This is a genomic window from Streptomyces sp. NBC_00162 (genome assembly GCF_024611995.1).
In the GTDB taxonomy this organism is placed as follows: domain Bacteria; phylum Actinomycetota; class Actinomycetes; order Streptomycetales; family Streptomycetaceae; genus Streptomyces.
Map to the genome: position 1 here is coordinate 3,458,194 of NZ_CP102509.1, position 23,809 is coordinate 3,482,002.

Sequence of the window (23,809 nt, forward strand, 5' to 3'; positions counted from 1 at the left end):
GTACGGTGGGCGCGTGTCCGAGAACCGTGCTCCACGCCCCCGTCGCCGCAGGCCGCTCCGTACGGCCGTCGGTCTGCTCGTCCTGTTCGCGGTGATCGGCTATTTCGCCGTGCAGCGGTACTCCAACGGCGGCGCGGGCGCGCCGTACTGCACCGCCACCGCGACCGCCACCGACGGGCAGAAGTACGAGATGACGCCGGAGCAGGCGGCGAACGCGGCGACGATAGCCGCCGTCGGCATCTCCAAGGGGCTGCCGGACCGGGCGGTGACCATCGCGCTGGCGACCGCCATGCAGGAGTCGGCGCTGCGCAACCTCGGCCACGGTGACCGGGACTCGCTGGGCCTGTTCCAGCAGCGGCCCTCGATGGGCTGGGGCACCGCGGAACAGATCCAGGACCCGGTGTACTCGGCCGGGATCTTCTACGACCACCTCGTCGACGTTCCGGGGTACTCGAGGCTGCCGCTGACGGTGGCGGCGCAGAAGGTGCAGCGCAGCGGCTACCCGCAGGCTTACGCGAAGCACGAGACGGACGCGACGGTCCTGACCGCGGCCTTCGGCGAGAGCGGCGTGCTGTCCTGCTCGGGCCCGGCCCCGCTGAAGGGCGATCCGGAGAAGGTGAAGGCGGAGCTGGTACGGGCCTTCGGCAAGGAGGCACTGGCCGGCAGCACGGGCAGTGCGGGCGCCGCGGGCGGTGCGGGGGCCGGCCGGACGGCTCCGGGCGGGATCCCGGAGCCCGAGATCAACCTGCGGCTGAAGCAGGACGGCGGCCCGGGTGAGGAGCGCCGCGGCCGTGCGATGGCGCACTGGGCGGTGGCCCGGTCGCACGAACTCGGCATCGCCCGGGTCTCGTACCGGGGCGGCGGCTGGATCGGCGGGCAGGCCCGGGGCGTGTGGCAGGACAAGGGCGGCCCCGGCAAGTCCGGCGACGGCGATCCGCACAACTCGCTCGGCGACGAGGTCCGGATCTTCATCGCCCGCTGAGCCCCACCGCGCCCCGGCGAGACCCGGCCGCGCGTACGAGGCGTCACTCCTGCGGGGGTGGCCGAGATGGCGGCCTCGGGGACCCCGGACGGACAGAAGGCCTGGTGGGCGCGTATCCAATGAGCTTGTGGGGGAAGCCGATTAAACGATGCGTTACCGATCTTTTACCTACCGGCTCCGCAACTCCACCCGCCCCCCGAGCGGTTGTACACGGCGTACTCAGCCGCTACCGCTTAGGAGCATCATGTCCCTCCCCCTGACCCGTCGGATCGCCCGTGCCGCGCTGCTCCTCGCAGCCGGGGCAGCGCCCGTGGTCGGTGCGGCCGGCGCGGCCAGCGCCGCGGACGCCCCCGACGCCGCGGCCGCGACGACGGCAGCGGCGACCGACACGGCGAGCACCGCCGTGAAGGCCGTTCCGGACGCCTCCGCCGCCGGCGTGACCGACACCGCGGGCAGCCTGCTCGGTGGCCTGCCCGCCACGCAGCAGCTGCCGGCGGCGCCGCTCGCCGGTGAGCTGCCGGGTGACCTGCCGGGTGGTCTCACGGGCGGCCTGCCCGGTGAGCTGCCGGGTGGTCTCACGGGCGGCCTGCCCGGTGGCCTGCCGCTCGGCGGCTGACCACCGCCGAACCACCGCGGGAACACCGAAGGGGCCGGGAGCACGAACTCCCGGCCCCTTCGGGCTGTCCGGCGGCCTCAGCCCAGGCGCTTGACCGCGGCCTCGACGCGCTCGTCGGTGGCGGTGAAGGCCACGCGCACGAACCGCGCGCCCGCCTCGCCGTAGAAATCGCCCGGCGCGACCAGGATGCCCAGGTCGGCCAGGTGGGCCACGGTGTCCCAGCAGGGCTCGTCCCGGGTCACCCACAGGTAGAGGCTCGCCTCGCTGTGCTCGACCCGGAAGCCGTGCGCCTCCAGCGCCGTGCGCAGCGCCGCGCGGCGGGCCGCGTAGCGGGCGCGCTGCTCCTCTACGTGGCGGTCGTCGCCGAGCGCCGCGACCGTGGCCGCCTGCACCGGGGCGGGGGTCATCATGCCGCCGTGCTTGCGGATCTCCAGCAGCTCGCCGAGGACGTCCGCGTCACCGGCGACGAACGCGGCCCGGTAGCCGGCCAGGTTGGACCGCTTGGAGAGCGAGTGGACGGCGACGAGGCCCTCGTACGAGCCCCCGCACACGTCGTCGTGGAGGACGGAGACGGGCTCGGCCTCCCAGCCCAGTTCCAGGTAGCACTCGTCGCTGAAGACCAGGATCCCGTGCTCGCGCGCCCAGGCCACGATCCGGATCAGGTCTTCCTTCGGGATGACCTTGCCGGTGGGGTTGGACGGGGAGTTGAGCCACAGCAGCTTCACGCCCGCCGGGTCGAGCTCCGTCCCCGCGGGGTCACTCGCAAATGTCTCAGCGTCGTAGACGACCGCCTCGGCGCCGCACAGCCGCGCGCCGACCTCGTACGTGGGGTAGGCGAGCCGGGGGTAGGCCACCTTGTCGCCCGCGCCGAGGCCGAGCTGGGTCGGCAGCCAGGCCACCAGCTCCTTGGAGCCCACGACCGGCAGGACGTTGCGGTGCTCGGCGGCGCTCGCGCCGAGCCGGTCGCGCAGCCAGCCGGTGATCGCGTCGCGCAGGGCGGCCGTACCCCACACCGTCGGGTAGCCCGGGGAGTCCGCGGCGCCGATCAGGGCGCGCTGGATCAGCTCGGGCACCGGGTCCACGGGCGTGCCGACCGACAGGTCGACGATGCCGTCCGCGTGGGCCGCCGCCGTCTTCTTGTACGGCTCCAGCTTGTCCCAGGGGAAGGCGGGAAGACGGTCGGATACTGCGGCCACGGTGGTCTCTGCTCTCTCTGAGTGCTGGTTGCGCGGTGCGGGGCGCTGGGTCGGGAAAACGCCTCGGTCCCGTGCGGCGGGAGGGCCGTACGGGACCGAGGGGCGCGTCTGCCGTGAAGGTCAGTGCTCGCCGTTGATACCGGCGGGCAGCGCCGCGATGAAGGGGTGATCGCGCTCGATCAGGCCCAGCTTGGAGGCACCACCGGGCGAACCGAGCTCGTCGAAGAACTCGACGTTCGCCTTGTAGTAGTCCTTCCACTCTTCCGGAGTGTCGTCCTCGTAGAAGATGGCCTCGACCGGGCAGACCGGCTCACACGCACCACAGTCGACGCACTCGTCCGGGTGGATGTACAAGGACCGCTGGCCCTCGTAGATGCAGTCGACGGGGCACTCTTCGATGCATGCCTTGTCCTTGACGTCGACACAAGGCTCCGCGATGACGTAGGTCACGCTCTCGTTCCTCCTCGGTAGGGCTTTCCATATCGCGCGGGAGCGCGGCGTCGTCGATGCCCGCACCTAGTATCTCCGTTCCCGGGCACGATCCGAACAGGAGGGGCGGACAGAGCTGTGGAAATCACTGCCGGTGGGCTGCTGGAGGTCCGTATCACCCCGGCTGACGTGGGAAAACGAGTCTCTGTACGACGGGTGGAGCGCGGGTCGAGCGGTGCCCCCGCGTACACGGATGCGGTCGGGGTTCTCACATCCTGGGACGAGGGTGTGCTGACGATCACACAAAAGAACGGAAAGTCCGTCCGCATCGCGGAATCCTCGCTGGTGGCGGGCAAGGTCGTGCCCCCCGCACCGGCCCGCCGGAGGGGTCCTGCGGCCTCTTTCGAGGAGCTCTCGAGGGTCACGGCGCGCTCCTGGCAGCCGCTGGAGAGCGAGCCGCTGGGCGAGTGGACGCTGCGTGCGGCCGCCGGATTCACCCGGCGGGCCAACTCGGTGCTGCCGCTCGGCGATCCTGGGATACCGCTGGACGATGCACTCGCGCGGGTGACCTCCTGGTACGCGCAGCGAGGACTGCCGGCGTACGTGCAGGCCGCGACGGGGGCCGTCGGCACCCAGGAGCTGCTGATCGCGGAGCTGGAGCGGCGCGGCTGGGCGGCCGAGGTGTCGGCGGACGTACGGATCGGGGCGCTGGCGCCGGTCGGGGACGTGGACGCGCCCGCCGCCGAGGCCGTACGTCTGACCCGTACGCCGGACGAGGCCTGGCTCGGGCGCTACGGGAAGGTCCGCGACCCGGAGGTGGCCCGGCGGATGCTGGTCGAGGGCCCCTCGGTGTGGTTCGCGGCGCTGCCCGGGGGCCGGGCCATCGGGCGGTGCGTGGTGGACGGGCGGTGGGCCGGTTTCGCCGCGGTGACGGTCGATCCCGCGCACCGGCGGGAGGGTCTGGCGACCGCGGTGATGGCGGCGCTGGCGCGCCGGGCGCTGGAGGAGGGCGCGTCGGCGGCCTGGCTCCAGGTGGAGACGGACAATCCGGCGGCGCGGGCCCTGTACGACGGGCTGGGCTTCGCGACGCACCACTCGTACCACCACTACCGGGCGGCGGCGTGAGTCCGGCGGACCGGCGCGCGCAGTTCGCGGCGGAGGCGCGGTCGGAGCGGCCGGACCTGGCGCTGCTGTGCCTGCTGCTGGCGGCGGAGGCGGACCCGGAGCTGGACGAGCGCGCCATGGACTGGGCGCAGATCGAGCTGGACCGGCTGGCCGGGCTGCTGCCGTACGGGCTGCGGGGCGGGCGGGCCTGGGCCTCGGCGATCACGGAACTGCTGGGCGGGCGCCTCGGGTTCCACGGCACCCCGGCGGACTACGAGCGGCTGTCGTCCTCGCTGCTGCACGAGGTGCTGCGGCGCCGGCGCGGCCTGCCGATCCTGTTGTCCGTCGTCTGGCTGGAGGTCGCCCGGCGGGCGGGGGCGCCGGTGTACGGGCTGGGGCTGCCGGGGCACTTCGTGGTGGGCTTCGGGGACCCGGAGGAGGGCGTGGTGGTCGACCCGTTCGCGGGCGGCGCGTCCTTGGGCGCGGGACCGGCGGAGCTCGCGGAGGGGCCGCGGAGCCCGGCCCGCACGCTGGACATCGTGCTGCGGATCCTGAACAACATCCGGGCGTGGGCCGCTACCCGGCCGGAGCAGTCGGGGGTGGCGCTGTGGGCGCTGGACCTGTCGCTGCTGCTGCCGTCGCATCCGGCGTCGCTGCGGTACGAGCGGGCCCGTCTGCTGGTGGAACGGGGTTCCTTCCGGGACGGCGCGGCCGAGCTGGACGCGTATGCCGATGTGGTGGCTGCGGTGGATGCCGATGCGGCCGCCCGCATACACGCGGAGGCCGCCTCCGCTCGCGCTCTGCTGAACTGAGCCGGGCCGCTGCGCGGGTCAGAGCCAGCCCTTTTCGCGGGCCGTGCGCACGGCTTCCGCGCGGTTGCGGGCCGCCAGTTTCTGGATCGCCGTCGAGAGGTAGTTGCGGACCGTGCCCGGAGACAGGTGCAGCCGGGCGGCGAGCTCGGCGTTGGTCGCGCCCGACTCCGCCTCCCGCAGGACCTCCCGTTCCCGCTCCGTCAGCGGATTCGCGCCCTCCGCCAGGGCCGCCGCCGCCAGGGTGGGGTCGATGACGCGCTCCCCCGCCAGGACCCGGCGTACCGCGTCCGCCAGCTGCGCGGCCGGTGCGTCCTTGACCAGGAAGGCGGAGGCGCCCGCCTCCATCGCCCCCCGCAGATAGCCGGGGCGGCCGAAGGTGGTCAGGATGACGATCCGGATGCCGGGGAGGGCGTCCCGGAGGGCCGCGGCCGCCTCGATGCCGGTCATCCCCGGCATCTCGATGTCTAGCAGCGCCACGTTCACGTCGTGCGCGCGGGCCGCCGCCACCACCTCGTCGCCGCGGGCGACCTGGGCCAGTACCTCGATGTCCGGTTCCAGGCCGAGCAGGGCGGCGAGGGCCTCGCGGACCATCGACTGGTCCTCCGCCAGGAGGATGCGGATGGGGCGTGGGCTCATGACGGGGATCCTAGGGGGACGCGGGCGACGAGCCGGAAGCCGGTCTTGCCGGCCGGGCCGGCCGACAGGGCCCCGCCGACCGCCTCCAGGCGTTCGGTCAGGCCCGTCAGGCCGTTTCCGTGGACGGCCGGGCCTCCCGCGCCGTCGTCCGACACCGTCAGTTCCATGAACCGGCCCCCGAGGGTCTGCCGGTCGGCGAGGGCGACCGTGCAGCGCCGCGCCCCGCTGTGCCGGACCACGTTCGTCACCGCCTCGCGCAGGGACCAGGCCAAGGCCGATTCCGCCTCCTCGGAGAGGTCGGCCACCGGCTCCGCCGGGAGGTCCGCGACCACGCCCGCGGCGGCCAGCGCCGTCCGGGCGCCCGCGAGTTCGCCGGGCAGGGTGGGCCGCCGGTAGCCGCTCACCGCTTCGCGTACGTCGACCAGGGCCTGCCGGCTGACCCGCTCGATGTCCGCGACCTGCTGCGCGGCCGCCTCCGGCTGCCCGGGCAGCATGCGGCCCGCCAGCTCGCTCTTCAGCGTGATCAGCGACAGCGAGTGGCCCAGCAGGTCGTGCAGGTCACGGGCCATCCGCAGACGTTCCTCGTTGGCCGCCAGCTGCGCCACCGTGGCCCGGGCCTGGCGCAGTTCGATGGTGGTGCGGATCATCGCGCGGACCCCGGCCATCGCGAAGCCGCCCATCAGCGCCGGGATCAGCAGGCTCGCCAGGTAGGCGTCGCCGCCCGGGACCGCGAAGGCCGTGGCCGTCATCAGCGCGGCCGCGGCGGGGACCGTCCAGCGGGAGATCTCCCCGGGCAGCGCGGCGCCGGAGGAGATGGCCACGTAGACGAAGAGCACGAGCCATTCGCGGCCCAGGGTCAGCGACAGGACCGTGGCCTGGGCGGAGAGCACCGCCAAGGAGACCAGGACCTTGCGCACCGCCATCTGCCGGGCCGTGCGGAAGACCAGCACCAGGTACCAGGCGACGAAGGCCGCCAGGCCCAGGCCGCCGAGCAGCCGCACGCCGGGGCTGTGTCCGCCGCTGACCAGGTCGGTGACGGGTGCGCTCAGGTAGAAGAGCCAGATGCTGATCCACAGGGCCTTCACCAGCCTCTGGCGGCGGTTCTCCGGCTCCTTGGCGATCTCGGGGAAACGCCGCTCCTCGTCTGCTTGCATCAGCGCCACGGGTTCATGCCTTCAGTGAGTCCTTGCGGTACAGCCAGGCGGCGGCACCGGTGAACAGTACGAAGTACACCGCGAGGATCGCGACGTCCTTGGCCTGGGGCGCGCCACCCAGCTCGATGGCCTGGCCGAGGCCCGCGTAGGCGTGGGTGGGGAGCCAGTCCGCGATGTTCTGGAGCCACTGCGGGAAGTTCGTCGTGGGCATCCACAGGCCGCCGAGGATCGACAGGGCGAAGTAGACGAGCATCGTGACGGGGCGGGCGGTGTCCCCGTTGGCCAGGTAGCCGATGGCCACGCCGAGCGCGGCGAAGACCAGGCTGCCGGCCCAGATGGCGCCGGTGAGGGCGAACCACTGCCAGGCGTCGAACCGTACGTCCTTCACGGCGGCCGCGACCGCGAAGACGACCAGGATGGCGGGGAGCGAGAGCACGCCGGCACTGGCCGTCTTGGCCAGTACGTAGCCGCGGCCGGGCAGGGCCGTCAGCCGCAGCTGGCGGACCCAGCCGCTCTCGCGCTCCTTGGCGATGCGTTCGCTGTTGCCCATCAGGACGGCGGTCAGGGCGCCGAAGGAGGCCATGGCGACCATGTAGAAGGCGGGCATGGTCAGTTCGGTGCCCATGACCTTGGTGGTGCCGTCGAGGGTGCCGCCGAGCATCAGGAAGAGGGCGGCCGGATAGAGCACGGTGAAGAAGAGGAACTTCTTGTTGCGCAGGGCCCGGGTGATCTCGAGCTTGACGAGGACGTTCACTTGGCGGCCTCCTCGGCCTCGGTGAGTGCGATGAAGGCCTGTTCCAGGCCGAGGCCCGCGACCTCCAGGTTGCGGGGGTAGAGCCCGAGCGCGTACACGGCGTGCACGGTCGCGTCGGCGTCGCGGGACTGGAGCCGTACGGTCGCGCCGTGCCGTTCGTAGCCGGTGAGGTGCGGGAGCGCGCGCAGCACCTGTTCGTCGACCGGGTCGTGGACGCCGTCGAGGTCGAAGGAGATCTTCCGGGCGCCGGCCCGGGCCTTGATCTCGGCGGCGGTGCCGTCGGCCAGCAGCCGGCCCCTGTTCAGGACCAGCACGCGGTCGGCGATCGCGTCCGCCTCCTCCAGGTAGTGGGTGGCGAAGAGCACGGTGCGGCCCTGGGCGGCCAGTTCGCGCATCGTGGCCCAGAAGGCCTGGCGGGAGGTGACGTCCATGCCGGTGGTGGGCTCGTCGAGGACGATCAGGTCGTTGTGGCCCGCGGTGGCGAGGGCGAAGCGGACGCGCTGTTCCTGGCCGCCGGAGAGCTTGTTGACCATGCGGTCGGCGAGGGTGTCGACTCCGGCGCGGGCCAGCACCTCGTCCACCGGGTACGGGCGGGGGTGCAGGGCGCAGCCGAGGGCGACGAGTTCGGTCACGGTCACGTCCTCCATCAGGCCGCCGCTCTGGAGCATCGCGCCGACGCGGCCGGCGGCGACGGCCTCGCGCGGGGTGGTGCCGAAGAGCCGGACGGAGCCGGAGTCGGCGGGGCGCAGGCCGAGGAGGAGGTCGAGGGTGGAGGATTTCCCGGCGCCGTTGGGGCCGAGGAGTGCGACGGTCTCGCCCGGGTGGAGCGCGAGGGAGAGGCCGTCGACCGCCCGGACCGTGCCGTAGCTCTTGGTCACGTTCTCGAAGCTCACCACGGTGCCGGGGGCGGCGGGGCCGGGGTGCGCGGTGTGTTTCGTCTCGGTCGTCGTCATGGCCCAAGGCTCGCCCGTACGGGGTCCCGCGCGGCAGTGTCGGCCGTCCTGGGTGCCGTATGACGGATGTCATGCGGCGGGCATGACAGTGCCCCCGCCCGGTGGGGGCGGGGGCACTGGCGGGGGGCGCTGAAGGGCCGGGAACCTAGCCTGCGTTGGTGTCGACGACGACGGTCCGTTCGGCCGTGGTCTTGCCGCGCAGGGCCTTGCCGAGCGCGCCGGCGACGTCCTGCGGGGTGACCGCCGTCTTGGCGCCGGTGCCTCGGGTGATCGTGATGCCGTCGAAGGTGTTCCCGTAGGTCTCCTTGAGGGCGTCCAGGTCGAACTTCTCGACCAGGTGGCCCTCGACGGGCTGCATGCTGAGGATCTTGGGCAGGGACTTGCTGCCGAAGGCGATGGTCTTGGGGCCGATCTTGACCGTGGCGTTGGCGGACATCGCCGGTTCGGCGAACTCCTTCATCGCCCGGCCCAGTTCGGCCTCGTCGATGACCGGCGCCTTGGTGGTGACGGGCAGTTCGGCCACGCCCGGGTTGCCGGTGGCGACCATGTCGCGGAAGGACTTGGTGACCAGCGCGACGGAAGCGTCCACGTCGAGGGTGGTACCGGGGGTGCCGGGGACGGCCACGGCCTTGCCGGTGTCGAACTTGATGGTGCCCTCGGTGGCCGTGCCGGCGGTGCCCGCGAGCTCCTGGAGCGCGACCTGGAGCTTCTCCTCGTCGACCGGCATCACGGCGTCGGCCTTGCGCTCGTTGCCGAGGAGGGAGCCGATGACGGTGACCGGGTTGTAGTCACTGCCGGCGGCGTTGCGGACGGTGGTCTGGCTGTCCAGGGTCAGGCCGGCCTTCTCGGGCTTCAGCTCGACCTGCTTGCCGCCGACGCTGAGCTGGAGCGGGGCGGCGGCGCGGGTGCCGAAGGCCGTCTGGAGCTTGGCCACGGCCTCGTCGCGGCTGCCGCTGATGTCGACGCCGAGGACGGTGGTGCCCTTGGGGACGTCGGAGTGGTTGAGCAGCAGCCCGGCTCCGTAGGCCACGCCGAGCAGGACCACGATGCCGCCGCCGAGGAGGACCAGCTTGGAGCGGCCCTTCTTGGCGGGCTTCGCGGCCTTGGCGGATGCCTTCTGCTGCGCGGGCGCGGGCCGCGGGACGGCGGGCGCGGGGGCCGGGACCGGGGTCGGCCCGGGGCCGTGGCCGGGGCCCGTCTCGGGTCCGGGCCAGCGCGCGGCCTCTTCGCCCACGGGGCCGCTCCCGAAGCCGGGGCCCGCCGTGGGGCCGGCCGGGAAGCCTTCCTGGCTGCTGTAGGCGGGGAACGCCTCGGTGACGGGGCCGGCGTCGTCCTGGCCGCCGCCGTACGCCGGGAAGCCCTGGGTCGACCCGACGCCGGGGCCGCCCGCGGGCGGGCCGTAGTCCGAGACCGGCGGGGGCGGGGTGCGCGGCGGCGCGAAGCCCGCGTCCGGCGCGGGCGCGGCCTGGGTGCGTACGGGCGGCGGGTAGCCGGCGCCCGGCCCGGCCGGAGGCGGCGGGGTCATCCCCGGAACCGGTCCGGGCCCGGGACCCGGGGCGGGCCGCGGAGCCGGATGCGGGTGCGGGCCCGGATGCGGGTGCGGAGCCGGGGCCGGTGCGCGCCCCGCGGCGGGCCCGGGCGGCGCAGTGGGCGCCGGGGCGGGAGCGGGGGCGGGCGCCCCGTTGGGCGCCTTGCGCGGGGCGAACCAGTTGCTGGCGGACTCCTCGGGCTCGGCAGGGCCCTGGCCGCCGCGCGCGGGCTCCCGCTCGGCCTCGATCCGCGTCGGCACGGGCTTCGGCCGCTGCGCGAGCGGCGGCTCGGCCGCCCGCCCGGGCGTCGGCTCGGGCGCCTGCTGCGGCGTCGGCCGCGCCCCGGGGGACGCGGCGTCGGCCGCGTCGGAGGCAGGTCCCATCGCCTTGCGTACGACCACCGGCGGGATCGGCCGCGAACCCGGGATGTTGATCCGGATCCGGGTCGTCAGGGTGGTCTCGGTCTTGGGCCCGTCCGAGTCGGGCGTGGGCGGCTTCGAGGTCACAGGGTTCTCCTCCGGGGCTGTCGCCGCGCCAGGGCCAGGTGGCACAGCCGTGGACGGATACTGGCCGGTTCCATACGGCGGCGTACCCGAGGGGTAGGCGGCTCCACCGCGCCCTGTGGGCCCGGAGGACGAACTGTCAGTTTCACGACTCAAGGCAGGTTCTCCCGGTTGGCTCCGCCGCCCGTCATACCGTGCGCGGGCAGCTCGGCGGCCCGTCCACCATACTGGCCGCCGCCCTCGCGCAACTGACCCCCAGGAATCAGGGGTTCCTCATAGCCCCCGCCAAACCCCCCTGAAGCCGCCCGCGAGCCCCTGCGAACCCCCGTGGACCTGCCATCTCTAAGTAGTCCGACACCACGTCACTTGGCGGGCCGCGCGGCCGAAACCGGCCGATCCAGCGGACCGCGCATCGTGGCGCACATCACAGCGAAGACGGTTCCACCCAAAAGGTAGACGTACATGCCGATTCCGGACGAACTGAGCAGGAAGTCCCCCTCGGGACGCGGGACACCGAGCAGCACGTACGCCAGGAACCAGCCGACCGCCGCCCCGCCCACCCCGAGTCCGGTGCCGAGTGCGATCCGGCCCCCGAGGAAGAGCCCGAAGGCCGCCAGCAGCGCGAGCAACAGACCGCCGGGAAACCACAGGTCCACCACCAGCCAGCCGGCCAGGCCGGTGAGCGCGCCCAGCACCACCAGGCCAAGACAGCCGGCGATCCGCGCCGGGGTCAGGGGCCCGCTCACGCCGCCACCCCCGCGAACAGGTCGCGCTCGCGCTCGCCCGCCGGCGCTCCCGGCAGGCCCGCGACGAGTTCGTAGTACTCGCGGGCGAACAGCGGCTGGGCCAGGTCGTTGGAGAGGGCGAAGAAGGGCCCGTCCACGGCGATCTGGGTGGCGTGGGCCCGCATGGCGGCCGACTTCGCCGCCACGAGCTCCTGCGCGGCCCCGATCTCGGCGGTGATCTTCTCGTCGGGGACGACCCCGGGCACGTCCTCCGGCGAGGCCAGCCCCGGGAAGGGCGCCTCGGAACCGGCCGCACTCAGCCTGGCGAAGCCCTCCTCGACCACCGAGCGGGGCACGCGGTTCCAGTAGATCTTCCCGACCTCGTGCGGCTCGCCGAGGTCGCGCCGGTACGCGGCCTCCGCGGCCAGTTCGGCGCCGCGCATGGCGACGCGGTGGGCCTGGATGTGGTCGGGGTGCCCGTAGCCGCCGTTCGGGTCGTAGGTGACCAGCACCTGCGGCCGTACCTCCCGGATCACCTCCACGAGGTACGCGGCGGCCTCGTCCACGTCGGCGGACCAGAAGGCCTCCGGGCGGCGGTTCTGCGGGGCGCCCATCATCCCGGAGTCCCGGTAGCGGCCGGGACCGCCGAGGAACCGGTGGTCGGTGACGCCCAGTTCCGCCATGGCGGCGGCGAGCTCGCCGACCCGGTGCGCGCCGAGGCTGTCGTCGCGGTCGGCCGCCAAGTGGGCGAGCCCGGGCGGGATGACCTCGCCCTCTTCGCCGAGGGTGCAGGTCACCAGGGTGACGTGAGCCCCCTCGGCCGCGTACTTGGCCATGGTGACGCCGTTGTTGATCGACTCGTCGTCCGGGTGCGCGTGCACGAGGAGCAGACGACGGGCGGGAAGACCGTTCATGGGCCTAGCCTACGAGGCAGGGCTCAGAACTTGAGGCCACTGATCATGCTGGCCACGTTGGAAGTGAGCTGGCTGAGGGTCGGGGCGATGGTGGAACTCGCCAGGTAGAAACCGAGGAGCACACAGACCACCGCGTGTCCCGCCTTCAGGCCCGACCTTCGGACCAGCAGGAATACGACGATCGCCAGCAGCACCACGGCCGAGATCGAGAGTGCCACGGCGTTTCACCTCCACGTCGAGCGGACATCGGTACGCGTATTAGTGCTCGGCGGGAGTCATACCCACCGTGCGCTACGGATCATAACTTTCCGTACCAGCGCATCGATCGAAATCCGGCAGCACGAGGGGCGCATGGCGCGCATAGGCAGGGGCACACGGGAGGCCGGCCGGAGAGGCTGTACGCCCCTCCGGCCGGCTGTCGGCACCCGCACGGCCGCACGCCACCCAGGCTGCATGCCCCAGATCTCGGGGCAGAAACGGTCAAGTTGCCCGCGTGTAAACGGCGTTGGGGCAGAGCCCGCCGTCACGGCGTGGGATATGCGCGCGTGGCCGGAAATAATCGGCTGGCAGGGAAGGGTGGTTCACTCCTCGAGACGCCCCCTAGGAGTTCGCGTCTTCCGGTGGTGCGGGAACCACCTGTTTCTCCGCCGCGAAGTGACAGGCCGAGGGGTGGGCCGCCGGGCCCGACGGGAAGACCGCGGGGACCGCGAGCAGCGGCACCTCCGAGGTGCACCTCTCCTGGGCCTTCCAGCAGCGCGTGCGGAAGGGGCAGCCCGAGGGCGGGTTGGCAGGTGAGGGCACGTCCCCGGAGAGGATGATCCGCTCGCGGTGGGCGCGGGCCTGCGGGTCCGGGACCGGCACCGCCGACAGCAGGGCCTGGGTGTACGGGTGGGTCGGGTGGTCGTAGATCTGGGTGTCGGAGCCGATCTCCACGATCCGGCCCAGGTACATGACCCCGACCCGGTCCGAGATGTGCCGCACGATCGACAGGTCGTGCGCGATGAACACGTAGGACAGGCTGAACTCGTCCTGGAGGCGCTCCAGGAGGTTGATCACCTGGGCCTGGACGGAGACGTCGAGCGCGGAGACCGGCTCGTCGGCGACGATGATCTCGGGCTGGAGGGCCAGGCCGCGGGCGATGCCGATGCGCTGGCGCTGGCCGCCGGAGAACTGGTGCGGATAGCGGTTGATGTACTCCGGGTTGAGGCCGACCACGTCCAGGAGTTCCTGGACCTTGCGGCGCCGGCTGCCCTTCGGGGCGACCTCGGGGTGGATCTCGTACGGCTCCCCGACGATGTCGCCGACCGTCATGCGCGGGTTCAGCGAGGTGTACGGGTCCTGGAACACCATCTGGATGTTGCGCCGGACGGCCTTCAGGGCGCGCCCCGACAGCTTGGTGATGTCCTCGCCCTTGTACGAGATCGCGCCGGCCGTCGGCCGCTCCAGGTTGACCAGCATCTTGGCCACGGTCGACTTCCCGCACCCCGATTCGCCGACGATGCCGAGCGTCTCGCCGGCGCGCAGGTCGAAGGAGACCCCGTCGACCGCCTTCACCGCGCCGATCTGCTTGCGGAAGACGATGCCCTGGGTCAGCGGGTAGTGCTTGACCAGGTCCTTCACTTCCAGAAGGGACTCAGACATGGAGGCACTCCTTCCAGAAGAAGCAGGCGCTGGTCCGGTCCTCGGCGACCTGCGCCAGCGGCGGGACCTCGGCCCGGCAGACGGCCTGCGCCATCGGGCAGCGCGGGTTGAAGGCGCAGCCGGGCGGGATGGCGAGCAGGTTCGGGGGCAGGCCCTTGATCGCGTACAGCTCCTGGCCCTTCTGGTCGAGGCGCGGGATGGAGTCCAGCAGGCCGCGCGTGTACGGGTGCGCGGGCGCCTGGTAGATCTGGTGGACGGGGGCCGCCTCGACGATCCGGCCCGCGTACATGACGGCGATCTTGTCGGCGACGTCGGCGACCACGCCCAGGTCGTGGGTGATCAGGATGAGGCCCATGTTGAGCTCGCGCTGGAGCTCGGCCAGCAGGTCCATCACCTGGGCCTGGACGGTGACGTCCAGGGCGGTGGTCGGCTCGTCCGCGATGATCAGCGAGGGTTCCAGCGCCAGCGCCATCGCGATCATGATGCGCTGGCGCATGCCGCCGGAGAACTGGTGCGGATAGTCCCCCACGCGCTGCTTGGCCGCCGGGATCTTCACCCGGTCCATCAGCTCGACGGCCTTGCCCTTGGCGTCCTTGCGGGACATCCCGCGGTGGACCTCGTACATCTCGCCGAGCTGCGCGCCCACGCTGAGCACGGGGTTCAGGGAGGAGAGGGCGTCCTGGAAGATCATCGCCATGTCGGCGCCGCGGATCTTCCGCCGGTCCTCCTCCTTCATCTTCAGCAGGTCCCGGCCCTTGAAGAGGATCTCGCCGCCCGCGATCCGGCCCGGCGGCGTCTCCAGGATGCCCATCACGGCCTGGGCGGTCACCGACTTGCCGGAGCCCGACTCGCCGAGCACGGCGAGCGTCTCGCCCTCGTCCACCGAGTAGTCGACGCCGTTGACCGCCTTCGCGACTCCGTCGCGCGTCTTGAATTCCACGTGCAGGTCGCGGACTTCGAGCAGCATGTGCGGGGCTCCTCAGCGCAGCTTGGGGTCGAGGGCGTCGCGCACCGCGTCGCCGAGCATGATGAAGGCGAGCACGGTCAGGCTGAGCGCGCCCGCCGGCCAGAGCAGCATGTGCGGGGCGTTGCGGATCTGCGAGGCCGCGTTGGAGATGTCGATGCCCCAGGAGACGGTGGGCGGGCGCAGGCCGACGCCGAGGAAGGACAGGGTGGCTTCCAGGGCGATGTAGGTGCCGAGCGCGATGGTGGCGACGACGATGACGGGCGCGATGGCGTTGGGCGCCACGTGCCGCAGCAGCATCCGGGCGTTGCCGGCGCCGAGCGCGCGGGCGGCCTGGACGTAGTCGTTCTGTTTGGCGGTGATCACCGAGCCGCGGGCGATGCGGGCGAGCTGCGGCCAGCCGAGCAGCACGATGAAGCCGACCACGGGCCAGACGGTGGTGCTGGTGACGACGGACAGGAAGACCAGGCCGCCCAGGATCACCGGGATGCCGAAGAAGATGTCCGCGACCCGGGAGAGCAGCGAGTCCCCCCAGCCCCCGAAGAAGCCGGCGAACCCGCCGAGTGCGGAGCCGAGCAGGGCGGCGCCGAGGGTGGCGCACACGCCCACGGTGATGGAGGCGCGGGCGCCGTAGACGGTACGCGTGTACACGTCGCAGCCCTGGGTGTCGTAGCCGAAGGGGTGGCCGGGTGAGGCGCCCTGCTGGGACTTGGACAGGTCGCATTGCAGCGGGTCGCCACTGGCGATGAGCTGCGGCCAGATCGAGATGACCACGAGGAACAGGATCACCAGCGAGGAGATGACGAAGACGGGGTTGCGACGCAGCTGGTGCCAGGCGTCGGACCACAGGGAGCGGGGCTTCTCCTTGGGCCCGGAGCCGGCCGGCTTGTCGCCGAGCGTCTTCTCCAGGCTCTCGGCCTCGTCCAGCGCGAGATCCATGGGCCCGCCCGCGCCGGTGGGTGCGATGGCTTCCCCCTCTCCGGGCTCCAGCGGGTCGTAGGCGGGCGGCTCGGGCTCAGGCATAACGGATCCTCGGGTCCAGGACCGCGTAGAGCAGGTCGACGAGCAGGTTCGCCAGCAGGAAGACGATGACGAGGATGGTCACGAAGCCGACCACGGTGGGGGAGTTGTTGCGCAGGATGCCCTGATAGAGCTGGTAGCCGACGCCGTGGATGTTGAAGATCCGCTCGGTGACGATGGCGCCGCCCATGAGCGCGCCGATGTCGGTGCCGATGAAGGTGACCACCGGGATCAGCGAGTTCCGCAGCAGGTGGCGGGTGATGACCCTGTGGCGCGGCAGTCCCTTGGCGGTGGCGGTGCGGACGTAGTCCGCCTTGGCGTTCTCGGCGATGGAGGTGCGCGAGAGCCGGGTCACGTACGCGAGCGAGACCAGGGCGAGGACGATGCCGGGCAGGATCAGCTCGTTGAAGGGGGCGTCCGGGGAGACGGTGGGCCGGACCCAGCCCCATTTGACGCCGAAGAGGTACTGGAGCAGGTAGCCCGTCACGAAGGTGGGCACCGAGATGACGACGAGGGTCATCACCAGCACGGAGGTGTCGATGGACTTGCCGCGGCGCAGTCCGCTGACCACGCCGAAGGTGATGCCGAAGACGATCTCGATGAGGATCGCGATGACGGTCAGGCGCAGGGTGACCGGGAAGGCCGTCGCCATCAGCTCGGTGACGGGCTGGCCGTTGAAGGCCGTTCCGAAGTCGCCCTGGAAGATCTGGCCCATGTAGTGGAGGTACTGCTCCCACAGGGGGCGGTCGAGGTAGAGGTCCTTGCGGATGCGCGCGGCGGTGGCCGGGTCGGGCGCCTTGTCGCCGAAGAGGGCCGCGACCGGGTCACCGAGCGCGTACACCATGAAGAAGATCAGGAAGGTGCTGCCGATGAACACGGGGATCATCTGGAGCAGCCGCCGGATCACATAACGTCCCATGGACTGCTCCAGGATCGATCCGTCGGTGGGTCAGCTGACCTTGATCTGGTCGTAGACCGGCACGCTGAACTGGTTGAGCGCGACGTCCGTGATCCGCTCCGAGTGCCCGGCGCTGCCGTTCTGGTACCAGAGCGGGATGGACGGCATCTGGTCGGCGAGGATCTTCTCGGCGTTCTGGAACGTGGCGGTCGCCTTGGCGGAGTCGCTCTCCTGGTTGGCCTGGTCGACGAGCTTGTCGAACTCCGGGTTGCTGAACTTGCCGTAGTTGGAGGAGGCGCCGGTGTAGTACAGCGGCTGCAGGAAGTTCTGGATCAGCGGGTAGTCGGCCTGCCAGCCGGAGCGGAAGGGGCCGGTCAGCTTGAAGCTGCTCTGCTGGTTCCTGAAGTCGGCGAAGGTGCCGATGGGGTTGACCGTGCAGACCGGGCCCTCGCCCAGGGCGTTGTTGATGCTGTTGCAGACGGCGTCCATCCAGTCGCGGTGCGAGCCGGTGTCCACGTTGGAGGTCAGCGTGACCTTGCCGCCGGGCAGTCCGCCGCCCTCCTGGATGAGCTTCTTGGCCTCGGTGGGGTTGAAGGTGCAGGCGTCGCCGCACGCGGTGGCGCTGAACCCGCCCTTTTCGCCGAGGGCCGGGGAGGTCCAGTCCTTGGCGGGGGTGCGGGTGTCCCGGAAGATCTGCTTGGTGATCTCGTCGCGGTTGATCGCCATCGAGATGCCGCGGCGGACCTTCTCCGAGCCCTCCTTGTTCCACTGCGGGTCGTACAGCGGGAAGGTGAGGGTCTGGATGATCAGGGCCGGCTGGTTGATGTAGCTGTCGCCGAGGTCGTTCGCGACGTTCTTCAACTGCTGCGCCGGGACGTCGTCGACGAGGTCGAGGTTGCCGGAGATCAGGTCGGTGTAGGCGGTGTTGTTGTCCGTGTAGACCTTGAGGTCCACGCCGTCGTTCTGCGCCTTGTCCGTACCGGGGTAGCCGTCCCACTTGCGCAGCTTCATGCCGGTGCCCTTGGTGTAGGAGTCCACCGTGTACGGGCCGTTGCCGACCGGCTTGGCGAGCCAGCCGTTGTGGTCGGTGAAGAAGGCCTGGGGCAGCGGGGAGAAGGCCTGGTAGCCGAGGGTCTCGGGCCAGGTGGAGAACTTCGCCTTCAGTGCGACGGTGAAGGTCTTGGGGTCCTTGACGACCAGGCCCTTCATCGTCTTGGCCTTGGGCTCGCCGGAGGCCGGGTGCAGGTCCTCGTAGCCGACGATGTCCGAGAAGAACGGCGAGTTGTTCTGCTTGTTGCGCACGTCCGCCCCGTAGTTCCAGGCGTCCACGAAGGACTGGGCGGTGACGGGTTCGTCGTTGCTGAACTTCCAGCCGTCCTTCAGCGTGATCGTGAAGTTCTGGCTGTCGGTGGTATCGATCTTCTCGGCGAGGAAGTTCAGCGCCTCGCCGGTCTTCGGGTCGTAGCGCTTCAGGCCCCGGAAGAGCATGTCCAGCACCTTGCCGCCCTGCACCTCGTTGGTGTTGGCGGGCTCCAGTGGGTTCTGCGGGTCACCCCACGAGGAGCTCACGATCCCCGCGCCCTCGCCACCGCCTCCGCCGCCGTCGCTTCCGCCGCCGCAGGCCGTCGCCGCGAGGGCGACGGCCATCGCACATGCGGCCCACTTGGCGTGGGTGGCTCCGCGCATGGAGTGCCTCCTAGGGATCCCAAGACTCGCTTAGGGCCCTATGTCACACTATGCGGGTTCGCGCACACCCCCTGTTGGACCGATTGCACCCGCGCGTCCGCCGCCTGTCACCCCTGCGAGTGCAAAGGCAGCTCCCAGGTGTCGACCGCGTAGTGCAGGCCCATGCCGTGCGCCTCGTAGAGCCCGAGTGCGCCGGTTTCGTTGTGGATGTCCACGCCGAGGCCGACGGTGTCCCGGCCGCGTGCCGCGTAGGCCGCGAAGCCGTGGCGGAGCAGGTAGCCGCCGATGCCGCGGCCGCGCAGGTCCTCCCGTACGCCGATGTGGCTGAGCCAGCCCATGCTCGTACGGTCGTCCCGGCTGAGCAGCACGGCCACGTCGCCCTCGCCGGGCAGGGAGGCGATCCACACCAGGGACCAGTCGAGCCTGCGCGCGTCCAGATGGTCCAGCCAGGGCTCGTACGCGCGCTCCACATGGCCGAAGTGCGCCGCGAAGGTCTGCTCGACCAGGGCGTGGGCCCGGTGGCGGTCGGCCTCGTCGGCGGAGCAGTCGCGCAGGGTGAGCCCGGCGGGCGGGGCGGGAGGGAGGTCGGTGGCCGGGTGCACGGCGCGGGTCATGACCTGGTAGCGGCGTACGGAGCGGTAGCCGCGACCGGTGAGCAGGGAGAGGTCGAGGGTGGGCTTGATGTTGAGCTGGAGCCGCAGCCGGCCCTGCCCGGCCCCGGCGGCCAGTTCGCGGGCCCGGGCCTCCATGAGCTCCAGCAGCCGGAGGGCGGCCTCGGGGTGGGCGGGCAGGACGTAGTGGTCCCCGTCGACCTGGCCGGGCCCGGAGTCCGACCAGACGAGGGCGTACGCGACGAGCCGGCCGTCCTGGAAGGCGAGCCAGGAGTCGGTGGCCAGATCGACGTCGGGGTGGTTCAAGTCGGCCTCGACGGTGCCCAGGTCGGTTTCCGGGCGGCCGATCTCGATCACGTCGACGGCGTTGAGCAGGGCGCAGATGTCGGACGCGTCCCCGGGCCCGGCGGGCCGGACGGTCAGCATGGCGGTCATCGCCCCACTGTCGGCCCGCCCGGGCGGCGGCCGCAACCTGCTTTCTCCGCACGGCATTTCCACCTGGCAGCCGAAACGGCCGGCCCCCGGCGCCGATGAGTGGCGCCGGGGGCCGGCCGTTCGGTCGTGCGCGGTGCGGATCAGACGGCCAGAATGGCCTTCTCCTCCGCGAAGTGGCACGCCGACTCGTGCGCGGCGAAGGTGTCCTGGCCCTTGAAGCGCTCCGGGATCGCCAGCAGCGGCTCCTCGGTGGCGCACTTGTCCTGGGCCTTCCAGCAGCGGGTGCGGAAGCGGCAGCCCGACGGCGGGTTGGCCGGGGACGGGACGTCGCCGGTGAGGATGATGCGCTCGCGGTTCTCGCGGACCTCGGGGTCCGGGACGGGGACCGCCGACAGCAGCGCCTGGGTGTAGGGGTGCGTCGGGTGGTCGTAGATCTGCGTGTCCGTGCCGATCTCGGCCATCTTGCCGAGGTACATGACGCCCACGCGGTCCGAGATGTGCCGGACGATCGACAGGTCGTGCGCGATGAAGACGTAGGACAGGTTGAACTCGTCCTGGAGCTTCTCCATCAGGTTGATGACCTGCGCCTGCACCGACACGTCGAGCGCGGAGACCGGCTCGTCGCAGATGATGATCTCCGGGTTGAGCGCGAGGCCGCGGGCGATGCCGATGCGCTGGCGCTGGCCGCCGGAGAACTGGTGCGGGTAGCGGTTGATGTACTCCGGGTTGAGGCCCACGACGTCCAGGAGTTCCTGGACCTTGCGGCGCCGGTCGCCCTTGGGAGCCACCTCGGGGTGGATCTCGTACGGCTCCCCGATGATGTCGCCGACCGTCATGCGCGGGTTCAGCGAGGTGTACGGGTCCTGGAACACCATCTGGATGTTGCGGCGGACGACCTTGAGGGCCCGGCCGGACAGCTTGGTGATGTCCTGGCCCTTGTAGAAGACCTCGCCGGCGGTGGCGGTCTCCAGGCTCATCAGGAGCTTGGCGACGGTGGACTTGCCGCAGCCGGACTCGCCCACGATGCCGAGGGTCTCGCCCTGGTAGAGGTCGAAGGAGATCCCGTCGACCGCCTTGACCGCGCCGACCTGCTTCTTGAACAGGATGCCCTGGGTCAGCGGGAAGTGCTTGACCAGGTTGCGGACCTGGAGGATCGGCTCGCGCTCGGTGACGTTCTTGGTGAGCTCAGCCATTGATCTGCTCCTTCCAGAAGTGGCACGCGCTGGTGCGGCCGGACAGCTCGGTGCCGTCCTGCGCGGTCACCTGGTGCAGGACCGGCACGTCGGTGCGGCAGATGTCCTGCGCCTTGGGGCAGCGCGGGTTGAAGGCGCAGCCCGAGGGGATGTTGAGCAGGTTGGGCGGCAGGCCCTTGATCGCGTAGAGCTCCTGGCCCTTCTGGTCCAGGCGCGGGATCGAGTCCAGCAGGCCCCGCGTGTACGGGTGCGCCGGGTTCTTGTAGATCTCGTGGACCGGGGCGTTCTCGACGATCCGGCCGCCGTACATGACGGCGATCTTGTCCGCGACGTCGGCGACGACGCCGAGGTCGTGGGTGATCAGGATCAGGCCCATGTTCATCTCGCGCTGGAGCTCCGCGAGCAGGTCCATGACCTGGGCCTGGACCGTCACGTCGAGAGCCGTGGTCGGCTCGTCGGCGATGATCAGGTCCGGCTCCAGGGCCATCGCCATGGCGATCATGATGCGCTGGCGCATACCGCCGGAGAACTGGTGCGGGTAGTCACCCACGCGCGCCTTGGCGGCGGGGATCTTCACCCGGTCCATGAGCTCGACGGCCTTGGCCGTGGCGTCCTTCTTGGACATCCCGCGGTGGACGCGGTACATCTCGCCGAGCTGGGCGCCGACGGTGTGCACCGGGTTCAGCGAGGACAGCGCGTCCTGGAAGATCATCGCGATCTTCTGGCCGCGGACCTTGCGGAACTCCTCAGCCGGGAGCTTCAGCAGGTCGGTGCCCTGGAACAGGATCTCGCCGGACGGGATCTTGCCGGGGGGCATGTCCAGGATGCCCATGATGGCCTGCGCCGTCACGGACTTGCCGGAGCCGGACTCACCGAGGACGGCGAGGGTCTCGCCGGCGTTCACGGAGTACGAGACACCGTTGACGGCCTTGGCGACACCGTCGCGGGTGTGGAACTCGACGTGCAGGTCTCGCACTTCGAGCAGCGGGATGCCCTCCGGCGCCGAGCGGGGCGCGGGGACGTTCGAGGTCTTGTCGATGATGGTCAACGTACGCCCTTCCTCAGCGCAGCTTCGGGTCGAGGGCGTCGCGCACCGCGTCGCCGACCATGATGAACGCGAGCACCGTGATGCTCAGCGCGCCGGCCGGGAAGAGGAGCACGTGCGGAGCCTGGAGCCAGCGGACGGAAGCGTCGCTGACCATCAGGCCCCAGGAGATCTCCGGGGGCTGGACGCCGATACCGAGGTACGACAGGGCCGCCTCGGCGGAGATGTACACACCCAGGCTGATCGCGCCGACCACGATGACGGGGGCGACGGCGTTCGGCAGGATGTGCCGGATCGTGATGCGCCAGGCGCCGGCGCCGAGGGCGCGGGCGGCCATCACGTAGTCGTTGTTCTTGTTCTGCAGCACCGAGGACCGCATGATGCGGAAGATCTGCGGCCAGCCGAGGGTGGCCAGAACGATGGAGACCGTCCAGGCGTTGCCGGGCAGGGCGGACATGATCAGCATGCCGCCGAGGAGCAGCGGGAGCGCGAAGAAGATCTCGGCGAAGCGGGACAGCACGCTGTCGGCGATTCCGCCGAGCCAGCCGGCCAGCAGACCGAGGCCGCCGCCGACGATGATCACCAGGGTGGTGGTGACGACGCCGACGATCACGGAGTTCCGGGCCGCCCAGACGGTACGCGTGTAGACGTCGCAGCCCTGGATGTCGAAACCGAACCAGTGGTCCGCGCTCGGGGTCTTGAGCGAGTTCTGCAGGGTGCAGGCGGTGGCGTCGAACGGGCTGCCGTCGGTGAACCACTGCGGCACGGCCGACAGGACCAGCATGGCCAGCACCAGCACGGTGCCGATCAGGAAGATCGGGTTGCGGCGCAGGTCGCGGATCGCGTCGGACCAGAGGCTGGCCTCGCGGTCCTTCTTCTTCTTGCCGTTGCCCTTGACCGGGGCGCTCGTGGCGGGGGCTCCGGTGGTCTGGGTGTCGGTCAACTCATCCCCCACCGTAGTTGTGTCACGCATAGCGGATCCTCGGGTCGAGCACGGCGTACAGCAGGTCCACCAGCAGGTTGGCGACGAGGTAGATGAGGACCAGGAGCGTCACACCGCCGACGACGACGGCGCCCTGCTTGAGGTACACGGACTGGGCGAGCAGACCGCCGAGGCCGTGGATGTTGAAGATGCGCTCGGTGATGACCGCGCCGCCCATGAGGCCACCGAGGTCGGCTCCGAGGAACGTGACGATCGGGATGAGCGCGTTGCGCAGCGCGTGGTTCACGACGACGCGGCGACGGGGCAGGCCCTTCGCGGTCGCGGTGCGGACGTAGTCCGCGCGCATCGTCTCCATCAGGCTGGTCCGGGTCAGTCGGGCCACGTACGCCAGCGAGGTCGAGGCGAGGACGAACGCCGGGAGGAGATAGGCACGGATGCCGTCGGCCTCGTTGAAGGAGACCGGGAAGAAGTCGATGCCCCAGGCGTCCTTGAGCTCCACGCCGAGCGTCAGCTGCAGCACGAAGCCGGTGACGAAGACGGGGATGGAGATGACCATCAGGGTGGACAGCAGCACCAGCTGGTCGAGGAACTTCCCGCGGCGCAGCGCGGCCATGACGCCGGCGAGGACGCCGACGATGGCCTCCATGATGAAAGCGATCAGACCGAGGTTCACCGTGTACGGGAACGCTTCGGTGATGAGGTCGATCACCTTGCGGCCGGTGAGGGTTTCACCGAGGTCGCCCTGGAAGACGCCGCTGATGTAGTTCCAGTACTGCATCAGGAACGGGTCGTCGAGGTGGTACTTCTCGCGCAGCATCGCCGCGACGAGCGGGTCGGCCTTCTTGTCACCCGCGAGGAGCTGAATCGGGTCAGCTCCCGGCATGTGGAAGGTCAACGTGTAGATCAGGAACGTGGCACCGAGCAGAACAGGGATCGCCTGTATGAGTCGGCGGATGAGGTAGCGGCCCATCAGACCTCCAGCAGAAGAGCAGGGGGAAGGGGCAGACAGACGGAAACCTGATTCCGTCTGCCCGCCCCCGTTGTCCCCTTGGTGTGAAGAAGGGTG

24 protein-coding genes are annotated in these 23,809 nt (G+C 71.1%); 4 read left to right on the forward strand and 20 right to left on the reverse strand.

The window, feature by feature from the left end:
* The first annotated feature begins 13 nt into the window (after positions 1–13).
* Together JIW86_RS15860 and JIW86_RS15865 are read left to right on the forward strand one after the other, a co-directional pair.
* Positions 14–982, forward strand: a complete 969-nt coding sequence (locus tag JIW86_RS15860; RefSeq protein ID WP_257554312.1) for a hypothetical protein — start codon at positions 14–16, stop codon at positions 980–982.
* Positions 983–1,226: 244 nt separating this feature from the next.
* Positions 1,227–1,598, forward strand: coding sequence for a hypothetical protein (locus JIW86_RS15865; RefSeq protein ID WP_257554314.1), 372 nt, complete (start codon positions 1,227–1,229; stop codon positions 1,596–1,598).
* Between the two features lie 77 nt (positions 1,599–1,675).
* Here JIW86_RS15865 and dapC read toward each other — a convergent pair whose 3' ends face one another.
* Positions 1,676–2,794, reverse strand: coding sequence for a succinyldiaminopimelate transaminase (dapC, locus tag JIW86_RS15870; RefSeq protein ID WP_257554315.1), 1,119 nt, complete (start codon positions 2,792–2,794; stop codon positions 1,676–1,678).
* 120 nt (positions 2,795–2,914) lie between these two features.
* Positions 2,915–3,244: a ferredoxin gene (fdxA, locus tag JIW86_RS15875; protein WP_030713714.1), complete on the reverse strand. Its 330-nt coding sequence runs from the start codon at positions 3,242–3,244 to the stop codon at positions 2,915–2,917.
* A gap of 117 nt (positions 3,245–3,361) precedes the next feature.
* On the opposite strand from fdxA, the gene JIW86_RS15880 reads away from it, so the two are divergent.
* Both JIW86_RS15880 and JIW86_RS15885 read left to right on the forward strand, forming a co-directional pair.
* A complete protein-coding gene (locus JIW86_RS15880) occupies positions 3,362–4,348 on the forward strand; it encodes a GNAT family N-acetyltransferase (RefSeq protein ID WP_257554317.1) in 987 nt (328 codons plus the stop codon).
* A complete protein-coding gene (locus tag JIW86_RS15885; RefSeq protein ID WP_257554318.1) occupies positions 4,345–5,139 on the forward strand; it encodes a transglutaminase-like domain-containing protein in 795 nt (264 codons plus the stop codon). Before JIW86_RS15880 ends, JIW86_RS15885 begins: the two co-directional genes overlap by 4 nt.
* An 18-nt stretch (positions 5,140–5,157) precedes the next feature.
* Here JIW86_RS15885 and JIW86_RS15890 read toward each other — a convergent pair whose 3' ends face one another.
* From JIW86_RS15890 to JIW86_RS15975, 18 genes are all read right to left on the reverse strand, one after another.
* The gene (locus JIW86_RS15890) at positions 5,158–5,775 is read right to left on the reverse strand and encodes a response regulator transcription factor (protein ID WP_257554320.1); all 618 of its coding nucleotides are present in this window, start codon (positions 5,773–5,775) and stop codon (positions 5,158–5,160) included.
* The gene (locus tag JIW86_RS15895) at positions 5,772–6,929 is read right to left on the reverse strand and encodes a sensor histidine kinase (protein WP_257559333.1); all 1,158 of its coding nucleotides are present in this window, start codon (positions 6,927–6,929) and stop codon (positions 5,772–5,774) included. Before JIW86_RS15895 ends, JIW86_RS15890 begins: the two co-directional genes overlap by 4 nt.
* Positions 6,930–6,942: 13 nt before the next feature.
* A complete protein-coding gene (locus JIW86_RS15900; RefSeq protein ID WP_215149899.1) occupies positions 6,943–7,683 on the reverse strand; it encodes an ABC transporter permease in 741 nt (246 codons plus the stop codon).
* Positions 7,680–8,636: an ABC transporter ATP-binding protein gene (locus JIW86_RS15905; protein WP_257554321.1), complete on the reverse strand. Its 957-nt coding sequence runs from the start codon at positions 8,634–8,636 to the stop codon at positions 7,680–7,682. The genes JIW86_RS15900 and JIW86_RS15905 overlap by 4 nt, the downstream gene beginning before the upstream one ends.
* 145 nt (positions 8,637–8,781) lie before the next feature.
* On the reverse strand, positions 8,782–10,671 hold the full coding sequence (locus JIW86_RS15910) for a hypothetical protein (RefSeq protein WP_322975526.1): 1,890 nt from the start codon (positions 10,669–10,671) through the stop codon (positions 8,782–8,784).
* A gap of 359 nt (positions 10,672–11,030) precedes the next feature.
* Positions 11,031–11,414: a DUF6113 family protein gene (locus tag JIW86_RS15915; RefSeq protein ID WP_257554324.1), complete on the reverse strand. Its 384-nt coding sequence runs from the start codon at positions 11,412–11,414 to the stop codon at positions 11,031–11,033.
* Positions 11,411–12,307, reverse strand: coding sequence for an N-acetyl-1-D-myo-inositol-2-amino-2-deoxy-alpha-D-glucopyranoside deacetylase (mshB, locus tag JIW86_RS15920; protein ID WP_215145115.1), 897 nt, complete (start codon positions 12,305–12,307; stop codon positions 11,411–11,413). The genes JIW86_RS15915 and mshB overlap by 4 nt, the downstream gene beginning before the upstream one ends.
* A gap of 23 nt (positions 12,308–12,330) precedes the next feature.
* Positions 12,331–12,525, reverse strand: coding sequence for a hypothetical protein (locus tag JIW86_RS15925; protein ID WP_053677094.1), 195 nt, complete (start codon positions 12,523–12,525; stop codon positions 12,331–12,333).
* 382 nt (positions 12,526–12,907) lie between these two features.
* Complete coding sequence (locus JIW86_RS15930) at positions 12,908–13,948, reverse strand: ABC transporter ATP-binding protein (protein WP_257554326.1); 1,041 nt, start codon at positions 13,946–13,948, stop codon at positions 12,908–12,910.
* Complete coding sequence (locus JIW86_RS15935) at positions 13,941–14,915, reverse strand: ABC transporter ATP-binding protein (protein WP_257554327.1); 975 nt, start codon at positions 14,913–14,915, stop codon at positions 13,941–13,943. Before JIW86_RS15935 ends, JIW86_RS15930 begins: the two co-directional genes overlap by 8 nt.
* 12 nt (positions 14,916–14,927) lie before the next feature.
* Entirely contained in the window at positions 14,928–15,935 is a 1,008-nt protein-coding gene (locus JIW86_RS15940; protein ID WP_257554328.1) for an ABC transporter permease, read from the reverse strand.
* Positions 15,928–16,851, reverse strand: coding sequence for an ABC transporter permease (locus JIW86_RS15945; protein ID WP_215145107.1), 924 nt, complete (start codon positions 16,849–16,851; stop codon positions 15,928–15,930). The genes JIW86_RS15940 and JIW86_RS15945 overlap by 8 nt, the downstream gene beginning before the upstream one ends.
* 30 nt (positions 16,852–16,881) lie before the next feature.
* Complete coding sequence (locus JIW86_RS15950) at positions 16,882–18,516, reverse strand: peptide ABC transporter substrate-binding protein (protein ID WP_257554329.1); 1,635 nt, start codon at positions 18,514–18,516, stop codon at positions 16,882–16,884.
* A 107-nt stretch (positions 18,517–18,623) separates the two neighbouring features.
* Positions 18,624–19,562, reverse strand: a complete 939-nt coding sequence (locus tag JIW86_RS15955; protein WP_257554330.1) for a GNAT family N-acetyltransferase — start codon at positions 19,560–19,562, stop codon at positions 18,624–18,626.
* Positions 19,563–19,702: 140 nt separating this feature from the next.
* Positions 19,703–20,755, reverse strand: coding sequence for an ABC transporter ATP-binding protein (locus JIW86_RS15960; RefSeq protein ID WP_215145101.1), 1,053 nt, complete (start codon positions 20,753–20,755; stop codon positions 19,703–19,705).
* On the reverse strand, positions 20,748–21,803 hold the full coding sequence (locus JIW86_RS15965; protein WP_257554331.1) for an ABC transporter ATP-binding protein: 1,056 nt from the start codon (positions 21,801–21,803) through the stop codon (positions 20,748–20,750). Before JIW86_RS15965 ends, JIW86_RS15960 begins: the two co-directional genes overlap by 8 nt.
* A gap of 13 nt (positions 21,804–21,816) precedes the next feature.
* Complete coding sequence (locus JIW86_RS15970) at positions 21,817–22,773, reverse strand: ABC transporter permease (RefSeq protein WP_215145097.1); 957 nt, start codon at positions 22,771–22,773, stop codon at positions 21,817–21,819.
* A complete protein-coding gene (locus JIW86_RS15975) occupies positions 22,766–23,713 on the reverse strand; it encodes an ABC transporter permease (RefSeq protein ID WP_215145095.1) in 948 nt (315 codons plus the stop codon). Before JIW86_RS15975 ends, JIW86_RS15970 begins: the two co-directional genes overlap by 8 nt.
* Positions 23,714–23,809 lie beyond the last annotated feature (96 nt).